Annotated in this window: 17 protein-coding genes; 9 read left to right on the top strand and 8 right to left on the bottom strand. The window is 69.1% G+C overall.

Annotated elements, in window-relative coordinates; translation table 11 throughout:
- Positions 1–52 precede the first annotated feature (52 nt).
- Both AC07NX_RS23630 and AC07NX_RS23625 read right to left on the bottom strand, forming a co-directional pair.
- The gene (locus AC07NX_RS23630) at positions 53–964 is read right to left on the bottom strand and encodes a site-specific tyrosine recombinase XerD (protein ID WP_494645226.1); all 912 of its coding nucleotides are present in this window, start codon (positions 962–964) and stop codon (positions 53–55) included.
- Positions 961–2,409, bottom strand: coding sequence for a hypothetical protein (locus tag AC07NX_RS23625; protein ID WP_494645224.1), 1,449 nt, complete (start codon positions 2,407–2,409; stop codon positions 961–963). The genes AC07NX_RS23630 and AC07NX_RS23625 overlap by 4 nt, the downstream gene beginning before the upstream one ends.
- 122 nt (positions 2,410–2,531) lie before the next feature.
- Here AC07NX_RS23625 and AC07NX_RS23620 point away from each other — a divergent pair, with 122 nt between their 5' ends.
- Positions 2,532–3,146: a shikimate kinase gene (locus tag AC07NX_RS23620; protein WP_494645223.1), complete on the top strand. Its 615-nt coding sequence runs from the start codon at positions 2,532–2,534 to the stop codon at positions 3,144–3,146.
- The gene (gene aroB / locus AC07NX_RS23615) at positions 3,143–4,252 is read left to right on the top strand and encodes a 3-dehydroquinate synthase (RefSeq protein WP_494645221.1); all 1,110 of its coding nucleotides are present in this window, start codon (positions 3,143–3,145) and stop codon (positions 4,250–4,252) included. Before AC07NX_RS23620 ends, aroB begins: the two co-directional genes overlap by 4 nt.
- 183 nt (positions 4,253–4,435) lie before the next feature.
- On the opposite strand, the gene AC07NX_RS23610 is transcribed toward aroB, so the two are convergent.
- Together AC07NX_RS23610 and AC07NX_RS23605 are read right to left on the bottom strand one after the other, a co-directional pair.
- Positions 4,436–5,674: a histidine-type phosphatase gene (locus tag AC07NX_RS23610; protein WP_494645219.1), complete on the bottom strand. Its 1,239-nt coding sequence runs from the start codon at positions 5,672–5,674 to the stop codon at positions 4,436–4,438.
- Between the two features lie 83 nt (positions 5,675–5,757).
- Entirely contained in the window at positions 5,758–8,496 is a 2,739-nt protein-coding gene (locus tag AC07NX_RS23605) for a TonB-dependent receptor (protein WP_494645217.1), read from the bottom strand.
- Between the two features lie 337 nt (positions 8,497–8,833).
- Here AC07NX_RS23605 and AC07NX_RS23600 point away from each other — a divergent pair, with 337 nt between their 5' ends.
- The 3 genes from AC07NX_RS23600 (at position 8,834) to AC07NX_RS23590 (ending at position 12,295) form a co-directional block, all read left to right on the top strand.
- On the top strand, positions 8,834–10,117 hold the full coding sequence (locus tag AC07NX_RS23600) for an HlyC/CorC family transporter (RefSeq protein ID WP_494645279.1): 1,284 nt from the start codon (positions 8,834–8,836) through the stop codon (positions 10,115–10,117).
- 186 nt (positions 10,118–10,303) lie between these two features.
- Positions 10,304–11,923, top strand: a complete 1,620-nt coding sequence (locus AC07NX_RS23595; protein ID WP_494645215.1) for a sensor histidine kinase — start codon at positions 10,304–10,306, stop codon at positions 11,921–11,923.
- 3 nt (positions 11,924–11,926) lie between these two features.
- Positions 11,927–12,295 carry a response regulator gene (locus tag AC07NX_RS23590; RefSeq protein WP_494645213.1) on the top strand — a complete coding sequence of 123 codons (369 nt, stop codon included), beginning with the start codon at positions 11,927–11,929 and terminating at the stop codon, positions 12,293–12,295.
- Positions 12,296–12,416: 121 nt separating this feature from the next.
- Here AC07NX_RS23590 and AC07NX_RS23585 read toward each other — a convergent pair whose 3' ends face one another.
- Positions 12,417–15,338, bottom strand: a complete 2,922-nt coding sequence (locus AC07NX_RS23585; RefSeq protein ID WP_494645211.1) for a TonB-dependent receptor plug domain-containing protein — start codon at positions 15,336–15,338, stop codon at positions 12,417–12,419.
- 352 nt (positions 15,339–15,690) lie between these two features.
- Here AC07NX_RS23585 and AC07NX_RS23580 point away from each other — a divergent pair, with 352 nt between their 5' ends.
- On the top strand, positions 15,691–17,715 hold the full coding sequence (locus AC07NX_RS23580) for an alpha/beta hydrolase family protein (protein WP_494645209.1): 2,025 nt from the start codon (positions 15,691–15,693) through the stop codon (positions 17,713–17,715).
- A gap of 58 nt (positions 17,716–17,773) precedes the next feature.
- On the opposite strand, the gene cdd is transcribed toward AC07NX_RS23580, so the two are convergent.
- Both cdd and AC07NX_RS23570 read right to left on the bottom strand, forming a co-directional pair.
- Positions 17,774–18,217 (bottom strand): cytidine deaminase, encoded by a 444-nt coding sequence (gene cdd, locus AC07NX_RS23575; protein ID WP_494645207.1) that lies wholly within the window; start codon positions 18,215–18,217, stop codon positions 17,774–17,776.
- A 104-nt stretch (positions 18,218–18,321) separates the two neighbouring features.
- Positions 18,322–18,594, bottom strand: coding sequence for a BolA family protein (locus tag AC07NX_RS23570; protein ID WP_145683685.1), 273 nt, complete (start codon positions 18,592–18,594; stop codon positions 18,322–18,324).
- Between the two features lie 59 nt (positions 18,595–18,653).
- Between AC07NX_RS23570 and AC07NX_RS23565 the strand changes: the two genes are divergently transcribed.
- Positions 18,654–19,310 (top strand): J domain-containing protein, encoded by a 657-nt coding sequence (locus AC07NX_RS23565; RefSeq protein ID WP_035088807.1) that lies wholly within the window; start codon positions 18,654–18,656, stop codon positions 19,308–19,310.
- 19 nt (positions 19,311–19,329) lie between these two features.
- On the opposite strand, the gene AC07NX_RS23560 is transcribed toward AC07NX_RS23565, so the two are convergent.
- Positions 19,330–20,094: a phosphatase PAP2 family protein gene (locus tag AC07NX_RS23560; RefSeq protein ID WP_494645204.1), complete on the bottom strand. Its 765-nt coding sequence runs from the start codon at positions 20,092–20,094 to the stop codon at positions 19,330–19,332.
- 196 nt (positions 20,095–20,290) lie between these two features.
- On the opposite strand from AC07NX_RS23560, the gene AC07NX_RS23555 reads away from it, so the two are divergent.
- Complete coding sequence (locus AC07NX_RS23555) at positions 20,291–20,692, top strand: RcnB family protein (protein WP_494645202.1); 402 nt, start codon at positions 20,291–20,293, stop codon at positions 20,690–20,692.
- Between the two features lie 136 nt (positions 20,693–20,828).
- Positions 20,829–21,836 carry a cobaltochelatase subunit CobS gene (cobS, locus tag AC07NX_RS23550; RefSeq protein WP_494645200.1) on the top strand — a complete coding sequence of 336 codons (1,008 nt, stop codon included), beginning with the start codon at positions 20,829–20,831 and terminating at the stop codon, positions 21,834–21,836.
- Positions 21,837–22,342: the final 506 nt, after the last annotated feature.

Genomic DNA, 22,342 nt, shown 5'->3' with positions numbered 1-22,342 from the left:
GTTCGTATAGCGCTCTGGCCCTCCTGTCATCTCACGCTCCCAGGTAGAGGGACTATTTCCGACCCAGCGGATGCTTGCTCCGCACCACCTCCGCCAGGCGATCCCCCGCCACGTGGGTGTAGATCTGGGTGGTGGCGATGTCGGCGTGGCCCAGCAGGGTCTGGATGACGCGCAGGTCGGCGCCGCCCTCCAGCAGGTGGGTGGCGAAGGCGTGGCGCAGGACGTGGGGGCTGACGGCCGCGCGGTCGATGCCGGCGGCGATGGCGGCGTCCTCGAGCAGTTGCGACACCCGCCGGGCGGTCAGCCGTCCGCTCTTGCCGCGCGACGGGAACAGCCACGGGCTGTCCTTGGCGCCGTTTGGCAGGAATTGCGGCCTTGCCTCCAAATAGGCCTTCACCGCCGCGCGGGCAGCGTCGTTCAGCGGGGCCAGGCGCTCCTTGCCGCCCTTGCCCTTGACCATCAGGAAGGCCGGGTCGCGGGCCAGGGCCGCCAGGGGCAGGTTCAGCAGCTCGGAGATCCGCAGGCCCGAGGCGTAGAGCAGCTCGATCATGCAGGCCAGGCGCAGGCCCTGGGCCCCGTCCTTGGCGGCGGCCGCCGCGATCAGCCGCAGGACCGCGTCCCGCGACAGCACCTTGGGCAGGGGCCGGCCGGCCTTGGGCGCCTCGACCCGGCGCGAGGGATCATCGTCGCGCCAGCCCTCGCCCAGCACGAAGCGATAGAACTGGCGCAGGGCCGAGCGGCGGCGCGCGGCGGTGGCCGGCGACAGGCCGCGCGCGCCCAGGTCGGCGAAATAGGCCTCGACGGCCTCGGCCGAGGCGCCGTCCAGGTCGCCGCGCGAGGCCAGGAACAGCCGGGCGTCGGCCAGGTCCTTCTCGTAGGCGGTCAGGGTGTTGCGGGCGGCGGCGCGCTCGACGGCCATCATCTCGAGGAAGGCGTCGATCCAACCGATGGCGGACGTGCTCATTTGACCTGCAGCGCCAGCAGGCCCTCGACGGCGAAGGCCCGGGCGTCGGCCTCCAGCCCGGCCCTCAGCAGGGCGCGGACCAGCCGGGCGCGATCGACCGGCCCGGGACCGGCGGGACCGGCGTCGGCGGCGATCGACAGGGCCAGCAGGGCCGCCTCGCCCTGGCGGCCGGCGGCGGCGGAGTCGTCCAGGACGGCCAGCCGCCCGGCCGGGGCGGCGGACTTGCCGGGATCGAAGGTCGCGAACGCGGCCCGGGCCTCGGGGCCCATGGCGCCGCCCAAGGCGGCCAGGATCAGGGCGGCCGGCTGGGCGGGCGACTTGCTCCCTCCCTGGCCGCCGCGCTCGACCAGGCCGTCGAGGACCTGGCTGTCCTTCCCGCCGTCGGATGCGGCCAGGCTCCCGTCCAGCAGGGCCAGGTCGGTCGCGGTGGCCCCGCCGGGCAGGGCGTCAGCTGTCAGCTTGCCGCGGACGGCCTTGGCCGTGGCGGCGTCGCCGGCCGCCAGGGCGGCGCGGGCCAGCAGGAGCGGATCCTCCAGCGGCGCGTCGGCCCGGGCCAGGGCGGCGATGGCCGGCAGGGCGGCCTTGGCCGCGTCGGTGAAGGCCGCCAGGCCCTTGGCTCCGCGCAGGGCGGCGAGGGCCGAGGTCTGGGCGGCGGTCAGGTCGCTGGGCGCGGCGGCGTCCGCCGGCCGGAGCGCCGCCTTCAGGGCCGGCGAGGCGCCCGCGAGGGCGGCGGCCGACGACACGTCCAGCCCCAGCTTGCGCGACAGGGCGTAGTTGATCCCGTTCTTCAGGTTGGCCGCCCCGGCCGGCGCGCCGGACAGCAGGGCGTTCATCAGCCGGGCGTAGTCGGCGTCCTTGGTCTGCTGGGCAGCGAGGGTGAAGGTCAGCTGGGCCGCATCGTGCTGGTCGCCGATCGCCTGGCAGAAGGCCCGCAGCCGCAGCCAGTAGGGCGCGCCGCGCTCGACGCTCAGCGCCTCGCCGATCCTGCAGGCCTTGTCGTCGGCGCCGGTGATCAGGGCCGCCTCGGCCGCCGCCATCGACAGCGGGGCGCTGGCGGCCACGCCGGGGACGCGGTCCAGCACCGCGTCGGCGCCCTTGGCCTCGCCCAGGGCGATCAGGGCCAGGGCCCGGGCGGCGCCCAGTTCGGGATTGTCGCCGATCCCGGCCGGGGCGTTGGCGCCGGTGGCCAGCACCCGTCGCGCCAGGCCGGCGGCGGCGGGCGACAGCGGCTTGGCCGCCAGCTTGGGCAGGGCTTCCCTGGCGACGCCGGGCGAGGCGTCCTTCCACAGGTCGCCCGACAGGCCGGTCTGCGCCGCCGGCGGCGAGAACAGGTCCGGCGCGGCCAGGGACTGAACCTGCACCTGGGCCCAGGCCGGCGACGCCGACAGCAGGGCCGCCGCCAGGACGAGGGCCGAACGGGTCGTGAGTCGCGTGAAAGGAGCCATGGTTCAACTATGCCGCAGGACGGGGGTCGGCGAAAACTTTTCGCCCTCTGGACCATCCTGGACGCGCCTTTGGTCCAAACCTTGGCGGCGGGCCCCGCCCTCGTGTAAACCGCCAGCAGGCCATGACCGACGATCCCGCCCCTTCCCGCCCCGAACTCCAGGCCCCTGACTCCCAGGACCTCGATCCCAGGGCCGCCCTGCGTCACAGGACCATCGTCCTGGTGGGGCTGATGGGCGTGGGCAAGTCCAGCGTCGGCCGCCGGCTGGCCAGCGCCCTGGACCTGCCGTTCCGCGACGCCGACAACGAGGTCGAGGCCGCCGCGGGCCGCTCGATCCCCGAGATCTTCGCCGAGATGGGCGAACCGGCCTTCCGCGACGGCGAGCGGCGGGTGATCGCCCGCCTGCTGGACGAGCCGCCGCACGTGCTGGCCACCGGCGGCGGGGCCTTCGTCAACGCCGAGACCCGGGCCCTGATCAAGTCCAAGGCGATCGCCGTCTGGCTGAAGGCCGACCTGGAGCTGCTGGCCCGCCGCGTCGGCCGCAAGGAAGGCCGGCCGCTGCTGAAGGGCCGCGACCCGATGGACGTGCTGCGCGAGCACGCCGCCCTCCGCTACCCCGCCTATGGCGAGGCCCATCTGACGGTCGAGACCGGCGACACCGCGCACGGCGTGGCGGTCGAGGCCGTGATCCAGGCCCTGAGGGGCCATCTGCAGACGTCCGAAAGCGAGTCCAAGTGATCACCACCATCCCCGTGGGCCTGGGCGCGCGCGCCTATGACGTCGTCGTCGGCACGGGGCTGATCGACCGCGCCGGCGAGCACATCGCCCCCCTGCTCAAGCGCAAGCGCGTGGCCGTCGTCACCGACACCATCGTCGGCGAGCACCACGGCGAGCGCCTGGCCAACGCGCTGGAGCACGCCGGCGTCGCCACGGAGGTGATCCTGGTGCCGCCCGGCGAGGAGACCAAGAGCTTCGAGGGCCTGGCCGACCTCAGCGACCGCCTGCTGGCCCTGAACCTGGAGCGCGGCGACATGGTCATCGCGTTCGGCGGCGGGGTGGTCGGCGACCTGACCGGCTTCGCGGCGGCGATCTACAAGCGCGGCATCGACTTCATCCAGATCCCCACCACCCTGCTAGCCCAGGTGGATTCGTCCGTCGGCGGAAAGACCGCCATCGACACCCCGCGCGGCAAGAACCTGATCGGCGCCTTCCACCAGCCGCGCCTGGTGCTGGCCGACCTGGACATCCTATGCACCCTGCCGGCCCGCGAGCTGGCCTGCGGCTATGCCGAGATCCTCAAGTACGGCCTGCTGGGCGACTTCGCCTTCTTTGAGTGGCTGGAGGCCAATGTCCACGCGGTGCTCGAGCGCGACACCGCCGCCCTGGTCAAGGCCGTTGGCCGTTCGGTCGAGATGAAGGCCGAGATCGTCGCCGAGGACGAGAAGGAGGCCGGCCGTCGGGCCCTGCTGAACCTGGGCCACACCTTCGGCCACGCGGTCGAGGGCGAGATGGGCTTCGGCGACGCCCTCAAGCATGGCGAGGCCGTGGGGCTGGGCATGGCCCAGGCCTTCCGCTTCTCGGTCCGCCAGGGCCTGTGCTCGACCCAGGACGCCGTCCGCGCCGAGGCCGCGATCAAGGCCGCCGGCCTGCCGACCCGGCTGTCCGACATCCGCCCCGAGCCGTTCAGCGCCGACGCCCTGATCGCCCATAGCGCCCAGGACAAGAAGGCCGAGGGCGGGCTGCTGACCTTCATCCTGGTGCGCGGCATCGGCGACGCCTTCGTGGCCAAGGACGTCGACCGCGCGGCGCTGCGGGCGTTCCTGATCGAGGAAGGCGCGGTGTAGGTTCCGCATTCCGGCGCCGCCTTCCGTTGTCATCCCGGAAAGCGCGCAGCGCTTGTCCGGGACCCAGGTGAACCGCAAGGCCTCAGCCCAGTCCCCTGGGTCCCGGACAGCCCCTAAGGGGCTTCCGGGATGACAACCAATATATCCTTGAAATAATTGCCTTATTCCGAGGCTGCACCGCTCCTAGTCGGCCTTCAACCGACGATCGAGCGCGGCCAGGAAGTCGTCCAGCCGGCAAGGCCCCTGCCCCGACGCCTGGCACGCCAGCGCCAGCGCGCGCCGCGTCGGCGGATTGGCCGGCGACAGGGGGGCCAGCCGCCGGAGCTGGTCGGGCGTCTGGGCCTCGTAGAAGGCGGCGACGAACCGGCGTCCCTGGCCGTCGACGAGGACCTGCAGCTCCAGGGCGCCGCCGATCGGCGGATCGTCCTGGCCGTAGCCGTCCATCTTGAAGTGCGCGCCGATCAGGCTGGCCAGGGCGGCGATGTTGTTGTCGTGGCCGACGAAGACGTTGACGGGGGGCGCGTCCCGCGACGCCAGGATCGTGGAGATCCGCCTGGCCATCGGCCCGCCGATGCGCCGGGCCATGTATCGCGGCCGGGCATGGATGTCGAACAGCAGGGCGTGGAGGCGCGAAACCTCTTCCAGGGTCCGCGGCGAAGCCCGCCCCCAGCCCACCTGGTCCAGCGGCAGGCCTTCGGCGTATTGCAGCATGAACACCTGGGCCGTGCCGGAGAGGATGGAGATCGGCCCGTCCAGCACCAGGCCGTCGCCCTTGGCGCTGGGCGCCAGCCCCGTCCGGGCCGAGGCGATGTCGCAGGGCGGCTGGGCGCGGTCGCAGCCCAGCACGCGCTCCATCTCGCGGATCTTGCCGGCGTAGGGGGCGACCAGGGCGGCGGGACCGCCGGTCTCGGCGACGATGGCGGCGGCGGCCTCGGCGCCGCTGAACTCGACCGCCTTGGCCTCGACGGGATGGAACAGCGGATCCTCGGTGTCGAGCGGCTGATGGCCCACGGCCAGGCCACAGCCCGGCGCGAACCCGTCGGCGAACGCCTCGCCGCTGGCGATGGTGCGCTGAGCCGTGTTGGTCCAGATGGCGATCGCGCCGGGCGCGGGACAGTCCGTCGGCGCGACCAGCCCCAGCCCGGACAGGCGCTGGCGATCATAGACGCCCATCAGCCGCGCCGCCTCGCGGCCATGCGGCGTCAGCAGGCTGGGCGGCGTGCTCCAGACCGGCCAGGGCGGATGGGCGTAGGCGTCGACCGCCGCCTCGCCCGGCAGCGGGGCCCGGATGCCGTGGCGGTACAGCATCACCGTGCGCTCGACCTTGAGCGGCCCGGAGGACCCAGGGTCCTGGGCCGCCGCGACGCCGCCGCCGAGGGCGAGGAGCGCCGCGAAGGCGAGGATCGAAAGGAAAGGCTTCATCAGGCGCGCCTGTCGGTGAGGTCGGCGCGAGGCCCGCGCCGGAGCGAAGGATCCCGGCCGCGAGCGGCCGGGATCCGGCGGGTTCAGTAGGCGTATTTCAGGGTCAGCAGGCTGGTGCGGCCCGAGTCCACCACGTCGGACAGCGCCAGGCTGTGCTGGCCGATATGCGACCAGTAGCTTTCGTCCTTCAGCAGGTTGGCCACCGACAGGTCCAGCTTGACGCCGTTGTCGAAGGCGTAGCCGACGTGCAGGTCGACGCTGCGCAGGGGCCGGACCCAGAGATTGTCCCATTCGCCGGCCTGGTCCAACACGTCGTAGTCGGCCACATAGGCGCCGGTATAGTGGTAGATCACGTCGAAGCTGAAGCCGCCCCTCTGGTAGAAGAGCTGGGCGTCGGCCAGCCAGTCCGGCGCGTTCTGGATGCGGTTGTCGACGCCATCGCCCAGGTCGACGCTGGTCCACTGGCGGGTGACGTTCAGCCCCGCCCCCAGGCCGCCGAGCAGGCCCGGCAGGTCCGAGAACTTCTGGCGCAGCTGAAGCTCCAGGCCATAGACGTCGCCGTCGCCGCCGTTGGTGGGCTGGACGGTGGTGACCTTGCCCTCGGTCAGGGTGTCGGAGTTCACCGGGCTGGAGCCGTTGTCGTAGAGATAGTCCGACAGGTGCTTGTAGAAGCCGCCGACCATGGCGTAGCCGCCCTTGGCGTTGCTCCATTCGCCCGACAGATCCAGGTTGATCGCCTTGATCGGCTTCAGGTCGGGATTGCCCTTGGTGATCGAGACATTGCCGTCGTCGCTGACCTGGCGACGCTCGCCGCCCGCCAGCTGGATGAAGGCCGGACGGGTGTAGGAGGTCCAGACCGATCCCCGATAGACCGCCGCGTCGCCGGGCCGCCAGGTCAGGAACAGGCTGGGCAGGACCTCGTCATAGGTGGTGTCGCTATGGGCCCAGTCACCGGTCTGCTGGCCGGCGCTGGTGGTCGGGATCACCCAGTAGGTGTTGTCGATCTTGGTATGCTCGTAGCGCAGGCCGGGCATGACCTCGACATCGCCGAACTGGTAGTCGGCCATGGCGTAGAGCGAGGCCACCGCCTCGTCGCCCTTCTGGGTGTTGCAGTTGTAGTTGTTGACGGCGTTCGAGCCGCAGGTGTCGAAGCTGGCGTCGGTCTTGTACTTGTAGAAGTACTCGAACAGCTTGTCCTGGCTGACCTTCGGAACCCGCCAGCCGTATTCGCCCGGATAGATGTGGTCGTAATAGCCGGTGGTCAGGCCCAGGCTGTCCCAGGTCAGGCCGCCCTGGCCGATCAGGTTGGCGAAGTGGTCATTGGTCCAGTCGCGGTTGGTGACCCGGCGGTGGCTGTCGACATATTTGCCGCCCAGCTTGACCCATTGCAGCGCGCCGCCCTCGAAGACCCGCTTGGCGTCGAACTTGAAGCCGTACTTCTGCTGGCCGCTGAACTGCTCGGTCAGCTGGCCGGCGCGGCGGGCCAGCAGGGCGGAGCCGGCGTTGTTCAGGTCGTTGAAGATCGCCGGGGTGAACAGCGGCCGGGGCAGGTCGTCCGTGTAGCCCATCGACAGGCCGCCCAGCGGCCGGTTCGAGCCGTTGTTGAACCGGTCGCTCTGGTTGATGCGGGCCGAGGCCTCGATGTGGTTGGGGCGGTCGTTGTCGCCCTCGCTGTAGAACAGCTGCGGCGACAGGGTCCAGGCGCCCAGGGTCTTGTCCCCGCCGAACTGCAGCGTGCCCAGGTCGGCCTTCTCGGGATTGGTCTCGTACCAGACGCGGGTCGAGATCGCGTCGACGCTGAGATTGTAGCGCCCGCTGCCGGCGACGGCTTCCTTGTAGCTCTTGGTGGCGCTGACGTACTGGCTCAGCGTCGAGTTCTGCTGGGTCTTGGCGGAGGCGTAGGAGCCGCGCAGATAGACGTCCAGCGTATCGTCCGGACGCCAGTCGAGCGTGAAATTGCCGCCCCAGCGCGCGGTGTAGCCGTTCGAGACGCCGAAGTTGGCGCCGGTCTGGGTGATGTTCTGCTCCGGATCCAGGCCCGGATAGCTGTTGCCCGCGGCGTCCTTGACCAGATAGCCCCAGCCGCCGTCGCTGCGGGCGGCCATGACCCCGGCCATCTCGCTGTTGGCGTAGTTGCGCTTGTCGTAGAAGGCGCTGGCATAGGCGCCGAAAGCCTGGTTCGCACCGAACCTGTGGGCCCATTCGCCCGACAGGCCGCCGCCCAGGCCCTTGTCGCCATAGTCGCGGGCCCGGCTCTCGACCCGGCCGGACGCCGTGATCGAGCCGTGGAAGTCGTCGCGATAGTCGAAGGCCGAGGGCGTGCGGAAGTCGACCGTGCCGCCGATCGCGTCGCCGTCCATGTCGGCGGTCGAGGTCTTGTTCAGCAGGATGGTGTGCAGGCCCGAGGGCGGCAGCAGGCTCAGCTGGACCTGGCGGCTGTAGGGCATGCCCTGGGCCACGGTCACGCCGTTGATCATGTTGACGTTGAACTCGGCGTTCAGGCCGCGGATCGACACGAACATGCCTTCGCCGCGCGAGGCGCCGTCGATGCCGCCGAAGAAGGACGAGCCGGTGTTCATTACATTGACGCTGGGCATCATGCCCAGGGCCTCGGCGACGTTGTGGACCGCGGTGTGTTCCAGGTCCTCGGCCGACAGGATCGCCACCGGCGTCAGCGCGTTCATCTGGGCCTTGGCGGCGTCGTTGCGCTTGGCGACGATCACCAGCGAGTCGACCGTCGCCGCGTCGCTGGCGTCGGTCGCCGGATCGGCCGCCCAGGCCTGACCCGCCGCCAAGGCCGCCGTCGCCAGGGCGCCGGCCATCAGCGCGCGTCTACGAATTCCAGCCCGGCGCGCGTGCGTCGACGCCGCGCCTGTATCGGTGAACCGGTGCATGAGCCCCTCCTGCGAATGAAGTCGGGGGAGGCCATGGCATGGCTATGTGACACTTTTCTCGTAAATCCACAAATTCGCCGCTAAATCTGCAGCAAAATCTGCCACGCAAACAAAATATCCACATAAAAACCTCAGCTCTCGCCGAAGCGCCGCCGTGGGGCCACGAAGGCCAGCGCCCGGGCTCCCGGACCAGCGCCTCCTCCTCGGGCCCCACGGCCCAAGCCACCTCCCGTTCGCCGCGCGCGCGGCGTACAACCGGTCCATGATCCTGACCGCCATCCTCGGCCTCGCGCCGATCATCATCGGCCTGCTGGCGCTTTCGGCGCTGTTCTCGGCCGCCGAGACGTCGCTGACCGCCGCCTCCCGGGCCCGCATGCACCAGCTGGAGCGGGAAGGCGACCGGCCCGCCAAGCGGGTCAACAGGCTGCTGTCCGACCAGGAGACGATGATCGGGGCGGTGCTGCTGGGCAACAACCTGATCAACATCCTGGCCTCGGCCCTGACCACCCAGGTGCTGACCACCGCCATTCCCGGCCCCTGGGGCGTGGCGGCGGCGACCGGGGCGATGACCGTCCTGGTCCTGGTGTTCGCCGAGGTGCTGCCCAAGACCCTGGCGATCCTGAAGTCCGACGACGTGGCCCGCTTCCTGTCGGGACCCACCCTGCTGGTGGTGCGACTGTTCGGCCCGATCATCTACGCCATCCAGTGGGTGGTGCGGCGCACGCTGCGACTGTTCGGCGTCAAGCTGGACATGGCGGTCGACGTGCTGGCCGCCCACGAGGAGATCCGCGGCGCGGTCGAGTACCATCACTCCGAGGGCGGGGTCGAAAGCGGCGACCGGCGGATGCTGGGCGGGGTGCTGGACCTGTCGGACATGGACGTCTCGGAGATCATGGTCCACCGCAAGTCGATCACCCTGATCGACGCCGACCTGCCGATCCGCGAACTGGTGGCCGAGGCGCTGGAGGCCCAGCACACCCGCATCCCGCTCTATCGCGAGAACCCGGACAATATCGTCGGCGTGCTGCACGCCCGCGACCTGCTGCGCGCCCTGGCCGCCGCCAACGGCGCGATCGACGACATCGACGTGGCCGCCATCCAGCGCGAGCCCTGGTTCATCCCCGACACCACCAACCTCAAGGACCAGCTCAACGCCTTCCTCAAGCGGCGCAGCCACTTCGCCCTGGTGGTCGACGAGTACGGGGCGCTGCAGGGCCTGGTGACCCTGGAGGACATCCTCGAGGAGATCGTCGGCGAGATCGAGGACGAGCACGACACCAAGGTCGAGGGCCTGCGGCCCCAGGCCGACGGCTCGGTCCACGTCGACGGCCACGTCACGGTCCGCGACCTCAACCGGGCGATGGACTGGCGGCTGCCGGAGGGCGAGGCGGTCACCATCGCCGGCCTGGTGATTCACGAGGCCCAGACCATCCCCGAACCCGGCCAGATCTTCATCTTCCACCACCACCGCTTCCAGGTGCTGCGCCGCCAGCGCAACCAGGTCACCGGCCTGCGGATCAGCGGACGGCTGGACGAAAGCGCCCGCTGACCGGCGCCCTTGCGTCGACCACTCGACGCAGCGGCCTGATTTCCAGGGGGCGGCCGACGATTTGGCGCGACGATCGGGTTGAAGGGCGGCCCGGTCCCGGCGCAGTATGAGGGACGCGGGGAACCGTGAGCATGGCGACGCGTTTGTGACCGCGCCCGGAACGGCGGGCGACCGGGGCGAGTGGGGGTGAGCAGCTTGGCCAAGGCGAGCAGTCGCGCCGAGGAGGACGAGGTCGAGGACCTTGTCGCGCGCCTCGCCGCGACCGAGGAGGCCCTGGCCGAGGAAGTGCGCCGGTCTCGCGCCCTCAATCGCATCGCCGAGGCGATCGGCGCCGGCCACGACGCCGAGACCCTGGTCCAGACGGTGGTCGACGGCGGGGTCGAGCTGACCGGGGCCCAGTTTGGGGCGTTCTTCTACAAGGTCGTCGACGAGATCGGCGAGAGCTTCATGCTCTACAGCCTGTCGGGCGCGCCGCGCTCGGCCTTCGAAGCCTTCCCGACGCCGCGCAACACCGCCGTCTTCGCGCCCACCTTCAACGGCGAGGGGGTGGTGCGGTCGGACGACATCACCCAGGACCCTCGCCACGGCCGCAATCCGCCTCATCGCGGCATGCCCGAGGGTCACCTGCCGGTCCGCAGCTACCTGGCCGTGCCGGTGATCACCCGCCAGGGGGCGGTGCTGGGCGGCCTGTTCTTCGGCCATCCCCAGCCGGCGCGCTTCGGCCCGCGCGCCGAGAGCCTGGCCGTCGGCCTGGCCGCCCAGGCGGCGGTGGCGATCGAGTCCGTGCGGACCCACGAAGCCGCCCACGCCGAGCTGGCCCAGCGCCGCGACGCCGAGGAGCGCCTGAAGTTCGCCCTGGAGTCCGGCCGCCTGGGCTCGTGGGAGCTGGACGTCGAGACCCGCGCCTACCTGGCCTCGGACATCTGCAAGGCCAATTACGGCCGCGGCCCCGACGACGACTTCGGGTTCGCCGACCTGGTCGCCTCGGTGCATCCGGACGACCGCCAGCGCATGACCGCCGCCATAGAGGACGCCATCCGCCACGGGGCCGACTATGACATCGAATACCGGGTGTGCACGCCCGGCGGCGAGGTCCGCTGGGTGCAGGCCCGGGGCCGCGCGGCCCAGACCGCCGATCATGGCGGGGCCCGGCGGATGGCGGGCGTGTCGCTGGACGTCACCGAGCGCAAGCGGGCCGAGGAACGCCAGAAGCTGCTGGTCAACGAGCTGAACCACCGGGTGAAGAACACCCTGGTCTCGGTGCAGTCGATCGCCAGCCAGACCCTGCGCACGACCGATACGCCGACCGCCTTCCGCGACGCCTTCGAGGGGCGGATCATGGCCCTGTCGCACACCCACGACCTGCTGACCCAGCAGAACTGGGAGGGGGCCAGCCTGCGCGAGATCTTCGATTTCGAGCTGGAGGCCTTCGCCGCCCGCGACCGCATCGCCTTCGACTACGCCCGCGACGTCCAGCTGAGCCCCAAGGCGACGGTGGCCCTGGGCATGGCGATCCATGAGCTGGCGACCAACGCCCTGAAGTACGGCGCGCTGTCGGTTCCCGGCGGCGCGGTGCGGGTGGTCTGGGGACCGGAGCCGGAGGACGGGCCCGACGGCGCCGGCCTGCGCCTGACCTGGACCGAACGCGGCGGCCCGCCGGTCGTCCCGCCCGGCCGCCACGGGTTCGGCGCGCGCCTGCTCGAAAAGGGCCTGGCGGGAGAACTGTCCGCACAAGTCACACTGGCCTATGATAGCCTTGGCCTCGTATGCACCATGAGGTTGCCGATCCGTGCCCTGGAGCCCTGAACAATGAAGACCCTCGCCGCCCTTAAGGTCCTGGTGGTCGAAGACGAGGCTCTGGTCTCCATGCTGGTGGAAGACATGCTCAGTGATCTGGGCTGCATCGTCGTCGGTCCCGCCGCCGAGCTGGAGGAGGCCCTGCGCCTGGCCAGCGGCGCCGACATCGACGCCGCCCTGCTGGATGTCAACCTGGGCGGCCGTCCGATCTTCCCAGTGGCCGACGCCCTGAAGGAACGCGGCGTGCCGTTCGCCTTCGCCAGCGGCTATGGCGAAGCCGGCCTCTCGGAAGGCCACAAGGGCGCGACCGTGCTGCAGAAGCCGTTCCGCGAGGCCGACCTGCGCAAGGTCCTGGAAGGCCTGGCGGCCCAGATCGCCTGACGGCGGCTTAGGCCCTTCAAACAAAAAAGAGCGGCGGGACAGGTCCCGCCGCTCTTCTTTTGTCTGGTGGATCGCCTTGGCTCCGTGTCGCCGGCGCAACCGGCGACACGGAGCGCGGACGCTACCAGCGCTTGGTGACTTCGAACATCACCCGGCGACCGCGCAGGTCGTAGGCGTTCAGCGCCGAGGTGCCGATCCGGAACTGGCCGGCCGACTGCGCCGGGGGCAGTTCGTCGAACAGGTTCAGGATGCCGGCCTGCAGGGTCAGCTTGTCGAACTTCTTGCGCACGGTCAGCGAGTGGTAGGCCGTGAACTCGGTATACTGCTTGGAGTAGAGCAGCTTGTTGTACCGGGTGCTGAAGCGGGTGTCGCCATCGACCAGCAGTTCGGTGTCCGAGGCCTTGCCGTACATGTCGACCGCCCAGTTGACGGTCCAGTCGTCGTGATCGAAGCGCGCATTGATCACGCCGGTGAAGTCCGGCTCGGTGGTTTCACCGTTGTGGTCGTCGGGGATGCCGCCTTCCAGCAGGTTGGTCACGTCCTCGAACTGCCAGGTGAACTGGCCGTCGAGGGTCAGCTTGCCGACGGTGAACTCGTGCTGGTAGCGGGCGTTCAAGTCCAGGCCGCGGTTGGTCTGGCTGGCGACGTTCAGGTAGTTGTCGTTGATGACCGAGATGTCGTGGGTGACCGGGTCACGATCGAACAGCGTACAGAAGTCGTTCGGGAAGGTGGTGCCGGCGTAGCAAGAGGCCAGGATGTTGCCGGCGCCGAACACCGCGACTTCGTTGCTCACCTTGATGTCGAAGTAGTCGAGCGCCACGCTCAGGTCCATGAAGCTCGGGGTCCAGATGACGCCGAACGTGGTGGCCTTGGACGTCTCGGCCTTCAGGCGGCCAAGGCCGCCGCCGGTGCTGACCTGCGGCGTGGACGGAGCGGTGTAGTCGTCCGGAATGCCGGCCGCCGCGCAGTTGGTCTGGACCCGGGGATTGTTCGCCTGGGTGGTGCCCCAGCGCTCGCAGGGATCGACGCCGTTGAAGAACGAGGTCTGGTCGGCCAGGTACAGCTCGTACAGCGCCGGGGCGCGGAACGAGGTGCCGTAGGCGGAGCGGATCCGGAAGGACGACGAAAGCTGCCAGTTCAGGCCGACCTTGTAGGTCTCGTCCGAACCATAGCTCTTGTAGTCGGTGTAACGGCCCGACAGGCTCAGATCCAGCTTCTCGACCATCGGCAGGTCCTTGAAGACCGGGATGGCCAGTTCGCCGTAGACTTCCTTCACGTCGTCGCTGCCGGCCGTGCGGCCCGCGGTGCTGTAACCCCAGTAGTTGGCGTTCTGGGCGTTATAGCCGGGCGTGTCGTCCAGCTTGTCCTTGCGATAGGTCGCGCCGAACGCCGCCCCCACCGGGCCGGCCGGCAGGTTGAACAGGTCGCCGCTGATCGAGCCCTCGACCGAGTACTGAGTGTACTTGGTGGCGCCGGTTTCCTCGCCGATCAGGAAGGCGCGCTGCTCGGGCGTCAGGTTGCCCGCCAGGATGTCCTTGCCGAAATAGTCGATGGTCATGCACGAGCCGCCCGAGATGGAGATCTCGCTCGGGTCGCAGGCCAGGCCGCTGCCGCCGGTCGTGGCGAAGACGCGGTCCTGATAGATGAAGTCGCTGGTGTATTTGGCGTCCGACTTGCCGTACTGGCCGTAGACGTCCCAGTCCCAGTTGTTCAGGAAGCCGGCGCCGTTGATGGTGCCGCGCAGGCCGCCCACGATCCGGCCGTAGTCGATGGTTTCCGACTGCTTGTGCGGCAGCAGGATCAGCGGGATCGCGTCACCCGACGCCCCGCCGGCCTGCAGGCCCGCGGCCACCGAGTTGGCGGGGTTGTCGGCCGACACCGTCTCGAACAGGTACATGATGCTGGTGCCCGACGACTTGCGGCGGTTCAGCAGCAGCTCGGTATAGGCCTCGACATTGGGGGTGACGTCATAGCTGCCGGTCACATAGATCGTGCCGCGCTTGATCGGCGAGATCGCGTCCGCGTTCTGGTAGGCCGGGCTGTCGTAGTTGGCGTACGGATAGGTCGCGGGCTGGCCGGCGCGCGCGGCGCGCACCCAGTTGGGCAGGAACGCGCGGGTGGTCAGGCCGGCCGCCGGATAACCTCCGGGAGGGGCGTTGGCCAGGGTCGGATCCCACTGGAACACGCCGCCGAACAGGTCGGCCGCCTGCCAACCGTTGTTGATGGCGTTGTAGCACTTGTAGTGGCCGGTCTTCGGATCGATGAAGTCGACACGTTCGCCCGTCGCGGCGTCGAAGCGGTAGTCTTCGGCGCAGGAGGTGTATTTGCGATCCTTGACCTTCAGGGCCTTCTGCTCGTTGTAGTCGCCCGTGATGTTGAGGTAGCCCTTGTCGAACACCTTGCCGGCGGTGACCGAGAAACGATACGTCTCGCCCTCGCCACGCGTCGGGACCGAACCGTAGGCGTTCATTTCAACGCCATCGAAGTCCTTCTTGGTCATGATGTTGACGACGCCTGCCACGGCGTCCGAGCCATAGATCGACGAGGCGCCGTCCTTGAGGATCTCGGTGCGGTCGATGATCGACGACGGCAGGACGTTCAGGTCGACCGGGCCGACGGTGCCGCCCTGGCCGGCCGGCGCCAGGCGACGGCCGTTCAGCAGGACCAGGGTGCGGTTGGCGCCGAGGCCGCGCAGCGAAACGCTGCTGATGTTCTCGCCGCCCGTGATGACGTAGCCGGTCAGCAGGTTGTTCGACTGGAACGAGCCGCTGGCCGCCGACGACTTCTGCAGGATGTCGCCGGTGTCGACCAGCCCTTGCAGGGTGGATTGCTCGGAGGTGATCACCTGGATCGGCGAGGCGCTGGTGTATTCGGTGCGCTTGATGCGCGAACCGGTCACGACAAGCGCTTCGACCTCGGTGTCGGCCGGCGGCGCCTTGGCCGTCGTCGTGGTGTCCTGGGCCAGAGCCGCCACGGGCGCGGCGGCAAGGGCGACGACGCCCGCCAGGATTGAAGTGGTGAGCAAAATCTTGCGGTCGAGCATATGGTCCCCTGCCAATTCATCACGGCGGGGCGCGACAAAAAATTGCGCCACCCCCCTGTTACGGCGAACGCTATTCACCTTCGGAAGCCGGCTCAACGATAAGAAGCGGGTTCGGAAACTTATGGCGACCAGCGTTACAATCTGGTCACAGTGTCGCCACGAAGACCTCGCGGCGCCGCTTTCACCGGCGTCTTGGACGCCCACGACGGGTTGGACTCATCCGCAAATTGGATAGATTGCGGGATCGAGCCTATCGATGCCGCTCGTCCAGCGTGTCGGAAATGGGGCGACACGTAGTAAGTACACTCTTACAAAAAGCAATGTTTATCCAACGCGGGGATCTGAAGCCACAATGCCTTTACGCAACCTTGGATTGCTCGTCGGCGCCGCTCTGACATGGGCGGCGGCTCCGGCCCTCGCCCAGGCCCCCGCGGCCCCGCCGACCGCCCACGACTTCGCCCGCAACGCCCAGATCGACGACGTCAGCATCTCGCCGGACGGCAAGCACATCGCCGGCCTGGTCTCGCAGGACGGCGCCACCCGGGTCATCGCCATCTGGGAGACCGCCAACCCCGACAAGGCCCCGACCATCCTGGGCGCATCCAAGATGGAGCTGATAGGGGTGAATTTCGTCAAGGACGACCGCTTGGCGGTCACAGCCCAGCAGCTATGGACCTACGGCTCGACCAAGGCCCATCTGCAGAAGGTCTACATCACCGACCTGCAAGGTTCGAAATGGACCTCGGCCCTGCCCGAGAACCGCGGCAAGAGCGACTACGAGGAGTTCATGCAGGCGGTCAGCAGCCCATCGATCCTCAGCCGGCTGCCCAACGACCCCAGGCACATCCTGGTGCTCAACACCGGCGCCAACGGCGCGGGCGACGTCTACAAGGTCGATCTCTACGATGGCGGCGCCGATCGCGTGACCCGCGGCTCGGACCGATTCGGCGGCCTGGAGCCCGACCATAACGGCGAACTGCGCGCCCGCCAGAAGGTCGATTTCGACAACGGCAAGGTCTATGTCGCCCAGCAGATCCGCGATCCGAAGACCGGCGAATGGTCGGAACACTTCCGCTCCTACGCCAAGGACCGCAACCTGACGACCGTGGTCGGCTTCAGCGACGATCCGAACATCGTCTATGTCAGGGTCCGCCAGAACGGCGCCGACAAGACCGGCATCTACGAGTACGACGTCCAGCAGCGGAAGATCACCGAGCCGGCCTTCGAGATCAAACTGTTCGACGCCGGCGGGCCGATCCTCGACGACGACGGCAAGGTGCTGGGCTTCAGCTACGGCGCCGACACCGGCCGCGACTATTGGGTCGATCCCGCCCTTGCGGCCGCCGCCAAGAGCCTGCCGGCGGCCCTGGGGATCAAGACCACCACCCTGCAATGGTCCGACCCCGGCGGCGCGCCCCCGGCCAAGTTCAGCTACCCGGACGGCGCCGGCGCCCAGATCACCGACTGGTCGAAGGACAAGAAATACATCCTGGTCCGCAAGTCCGGCCCGAACCTGCCGCCGGAGTACTACCTGCTGACGGACGGCAGCAAGCTGACCCTGCTGGGCAAGTCGCGCCCGCAGATCAATCCCGCCACGCTGGGCGAGTCGCGCCTGGTGCAGTACGCCGCCCGCGACGGCCTGATGATCCCCGCCTTCCTGCACACCCCGCCCAAGGATGTCTACGGACCGGGCCCCTACCCGGCCATCGTCCTCCCGCACGGCGGCCCCTCGGCCCGCGACGAGCTGGACTGGGACCCCTCGGGCTGGAGCAAGTATTTCACCGCGCGAGGCTATGTGGTGATCCAGCCGCAGTTCCGCGGATCGGAAGGCTGGGGCTCCAAGCTGGCCCGGGCCGGCGACGCCCAGTGGGGCATGGCCATGCAGGACGACAACGACGACGCGGCCAAGTACCTGATCGACCAGAAGCTGGCCTCGCCGGACCGCGTCGCCCTGTTCGGCTATTCCTACGGCGGCTATGCGGCCTTCGCCGCCGCCATCCGCCCCAACGGCCTGTACCAGTGCTCGATCGCCGGGGCCGGGGTGGCCGAGATCAAGCGCTTCCAGGGCGAGACCTACAACGACCGCTTCCTGCGCGAATACCAGCGGCCGACCATCGACGGCCTGGACCCCCTGCCCAACGCCAAGAAGGTCTCGATCCCGATCTTCGTCTATCACGGCGATCGCGACCAGACCGTCGAGGTCGAGGAATCCCGTCGCTTCGTCGCCGCCTTGAAGGCGGCCGACAAGACCTACAAGTACCTGGAAATCAAGGACATGGGCCACCAGTACACCTTCATGACCCCGGACATGCTGGAAACCCAGCTGGTCGAGATCGAGAAGTACCTGAAGACCGACTGCGGCCCCGGCGGCCTGTGATCGGCCTGGCCCGGACGTGGGAAGGGGCGGCTTTCGGGCCGCCCCTTTTTCTTGCGCCCTAGCCCAGGTCCCGCGGCCCGAACGACTCGGGCAGCAGGCTCCGGAACGGGGTGCGGCGGGTGGCCTTGCCGTCCTGGACCGAGACGATCTCGCAGGCGTCGGTGGCGAATTCGGCGATGCGCTGGCGGCACGCGCCGCAGGGCTGGACCACGCCGTTTGAGCCGGCGGCGATCAGCACCTTGGCGATCCCGCGCCCGCCGGCGGTGACCATCGCCCCGATCGCCGTCTGCTCGGCGCAGGTGCCGGACGGATAGGCCGCGTTCTCGACATTGACCCCCAGGTGCGCCCGGCCGTCGGCGTCGATCACCGCGGCGGCCACGGTGAAGTTCGAATAGCGGGCGTAGGATCGCGCCAGCAGGGCCGGCAGGGCGGCCGCCAGGGCGGCCTCGCTGTCCTCGTCCAGGAAGATCGGGATGGTGGGGGATGTCTCGGTTGCGCTCATGCCGGCCTCGTCGCCGGCGGAAATCGCGTCGTTGCGGGGTCGCGCCGGGCGGAGAGGCAATCAGTCGCGGGCCGCTCTGGCAAGCCCGTTTTCGCACCCTCCGATCAGGCCTCGCCCGGCGCCTTGGCGACGATCGACAGGGCGTGCACCGGCCCCGCCATTTCCTCGGCCAGCACCTGGAAGATCAGCCGCTGGCGAGCCACCCGGGCCTTGCCCGCAAAGGCCTGGGCCTCGATCAGCAGGTTGAAGTGACTCTCCCCGCCTTCGCGATGTCCGGCATGGCCATGATGGCGGTCGCTGTCATCGACGACCTCCAGCCGGGTGGGCGAAAACGCGGTGGTCAGTTTGGCGGCGATGGCGTCGGCGATAGCGCCCATGGCGGCTTCCTTGCTTGTCAATCCTTGAACGGAAATAGCTGCGGCTTACTCTAAGCGCCATGAGCGCCGACTTCGAATATCGCCCCAAGTTTTTCGACATCCGTGTCCGCCCCCCGAAATCACCGGAGGAGGCCGCGCGGGAGAACGACGTCTACGCCCTGAAACCGGGCGAAGTGCGCTGCGATCACCCCGAGTGCCGCTCGGCCGCCACGGCCAAGGCGCCCAAGTCGCGCGACATGCCGGGCGTCTACTACAACTTCTGCCAGCGCCACGCGGCCGAGTACAACAAGAACTGGAACTTCTACGCCGGCATGAGCGAGGGCCAGATCCGCGCCCAGCAGGAGCAGGAGAAGATGACCGGCGGCCGGCCCACCTGGTCGATGAAGGCCGACAGCCGCTCGCGCGAGGCCGCCGCCGCCGCCGCCCGCGACGCCCGCCACCTGAACGACCCGTTCGGCCTGTTCCGCGCCGAGAAGCGCAGGGCCGAATCGGCCGCCGCCGCCGCCGGCCGCAGCCTCGGCAAGCTGGAACGCCAGGCGCTGGCCGACCTCGACCTGGAGGCGGGGGCCGACGGGGCGGCGATCCGCGCCCGCTACAAGGACCTGCTCAAGCGCTGCCACCCCGACATGAACGGCGGCGACCGCAGCGCCGAGCACAAGCTGCAGCGGGTTATCAAGGCCTACAAGACCCTGCAGAAGTCGGGGCTGGCGAAGTAGCGCTTCGGCACGGCTGCGTTCATATTATGCCTCGATCATCCCGGCCTTCGCCGGGATGATCGGAAGTTTTGGGAAACCACCGCTCCCACGCCCAGGCCGCCACCCAGCAGGCCATGGCCCAGGCCGCGCCCAGGCTCCAGCCGGCCAGGACGTCGCTGGTCCAGTGGACGCCCAGATAGATCCGCGACGCCCCGACCAGCAGGCTCAGCAGCACGGCCGCGCCCAGGGCCAGGGCCTTGACCCGCCGGCGCGGCGCGAACCGGGCCGCCAGGGCGCCCAGGGTCAGGAACACCACGGCCGACAGCATGGCGTGGCCGGACGGGAAGCTGGGATTGGCCGCCTCGACGGCGCGGTAGGCCAGGTCCGGCCGCTCGCGCCCGAATAGTTGCTTCAGGCCCTGGCTGATCGCCACCCCGCCGCCGGCCCCGACCAGCACCACCAGGGCCTCGCTCCAGCGCCGCAGGCTCAGCATCAGGGCCAGGGCCAGGAGCACCACCAGGCCCAGCACCGTGATCGACCCCAGGGCCGTGACGTCGGCCGCCGCCACGTGCAGCCATGTCGGCCCGACCAGGCCGTTGGGGTCGCCCGGCAGCCGCAGGGCCTTGAGCACGGCCAGGTCGAAGGCGGCGGTGTCGCCCTCGGCCACGTCGTCCGAAAGCTCCAGGAACGCCAGGGCGCCGCCCGCCAGCACCAGCAGGGCCGCCACTGCGCCCAGCTCGTTTCGCGCCGCGGTCAGCAGTCGCGGCAAATCGCGGTGAAGTTGAAGGAAGGAAAAGCGCGTCATGGCAAGTGAACGCGCCAAGGCCGGTTTCGCGCCGCGCCAGTATTCCGGCGGCCCGGCCAAATGTTGCACCTTCGAAATGTGATGAACCATTCCTGACCAGCGCCGTTCATGTCCGGTCCAAACCCCATTCGCTAGTGTCGGACTATCGAAGAGGTTCGGCGGTGTCGGACCGCCACCAACAGAAAAGGACCTCGTTATGAAGCGTCTGATCATCACCACCCTGGCCGCGACCCTGCTGGCCGGCACGGCCCTGTCGGGCACGGCCATGGCCGCCGGACAGCGCCATGACGACCGCGGCCGCTACGACCAGCGCCACGACGACCAGCGCCACGACGGCCGCTACGATCGCCACGACCGCCGCGACTACGGCCACAGCCGCCGGGAAGCCGCCCACGAGCGCCGCGACTACCGTCGCTGGGAACGCGGCCAGCGCCTGGACGCCCGCTATCGCGACAACCGCTACTATGTCAGCGACTGGCGCCGTCACGGCCTGCGCGCCCCGCCCCGCGGCTACCGCTGGCAGCGCGTGGACGACAGCTACATCCTGGCCGCCGTGGCCACCGGCCTGATCGCCTCGGTGATCATCGCCAACCACTAGGTCCTTCCCTCTCCCCTCGGAGGACCTCATCGCGCGCCCCGGACGGCCCAGCCGCCCGGGGCGTCGTGTTTTTTCCCTTCGGGACTGGCCTTCGCCCTTCCCCTCCCCCACGTCAAAGCGGTAAGCGGGAGGCATCATGCCCGACCTGACCGACAGCCACGCCGCCGATCCCCTGATCACCCTGGCCCCCGACAAGTGGGTGACGCTCCGCGACGCGTTCGGCGTCGACAGCGAGATGAAGGTCCCCGCCTTCAGCCACAAGGACAGCCACGTCCCCGAGATCGACTCGGCCTATCGCTTCGACCCGCAGACGACCAAGGCCATCTGCGCCGGCTTCGCCAACGACCGGCGGGTGATGGTCCAGGGCTATCACGGCACCGGCAAGTCGACCCACATCGAGCAGATCGCCGCCCGGCTGAACTGGCCGCTGGTGCGGGTGAACCTCGACAGCCACGTCTCGCGCATCGACCTGGTCGGCAAGGACGCCATCGTCCTGAAGGACGGCAAGCAGGTCACCGAGTTCCGCGAAGGCATCCTGCCCTGGGCCCTGCAGCGCCCGATCGCCCTGGTGTTCGACGAATACGACGCCGGCCGGCCGGACGTGATGTTCGTCATCCAGCGCGTGCTGGAGGCCGGCGGCAAGCTGACCCTGCTGGACCAGAACCGGGTGATCCGCGCCAACCCCTATTTCCGGCTGTTCTCGACGACCAACACCATCGGTCTGGGCGACACCACGGGCCTCTATCACGGCACCCAGCAGATCAACCAGGGCCAGATGGACCGCTGGAGCATCGTCACGACGCTGAACTATCTCGACCACGACGTCGAGGCCGGCATCGTCCTGGCCAAGAACCCGACCTACGACACCCCGGAAGGCAAGCGCACGATCGCCGCCATGGTCCGCGTCGCCGACATGACCCGCAACGCCTTCATGAACGGCGACATCTCCACCGTCATGAGCCCGCGCACGGTGATCACCTGGGCCCAGAACGCCGAGATCTTCGACAAGGACATCGGCCTGGCCTTCCGCCTGACCTTCCTGAACAAGTGCGACGAACTGGAGCGACCGACCGTGGCCGAGTTCTTCCAGCGCGCGTTCGGGACCGATTTGCCGGAGAGCGCGGCGCGGGTGAAGGTGGCTTAGGGAGTCGCTAGACCGGTCGAAACTCTTTCGGCATACCGACTCCAGCGGAACGTCGTGACGACGTCCCAGCCCATAGATGGAGCATCGTTGTGCCGCAGGGAAACCTCGCGAGTGTCAGCGCGATCAAACTCGCGATTTCAGACGCGCTCATGGAATTGGAAGCTTCGTTTCGGGCTGTTGAGGAGGGTATCTCGTTTGGCGAGCCCCAAAGAGCCCAGCGCTTCGCATCGCTCATTCAGCAGCTAACGGTTGAGCTTCAAGTCGTCGTTGAAGGCGACAGGTAGTCGCTGTTCAACCCTTCCTGGCGCGGGAAGGAAGGATGGATAGTCGTCAACTTCCCTTCTCCCCTTGCGGGAGAAGGTGTCGGCGTAGCCGACGGATGAGGGGTCGATGGGCGATGGCGGATTGGCGTCAGGCTCTCTACGGACGGGGCGGCGCGACCCCTTGTGTGTCCGGGATCTGTCAGAGTTGTGGTCGCCACGGGCCGGGGCATGGCCCGGCCCGTG

This window comes from Caulobacter sp. GW821-FHT09A05, from assembly GCF_059418465.1.
The sequence above is the reverse complement of the archived record's forward strand: the minus strand, read 5'-3'. Positions and strand labels throughout refer to the sequence as shown.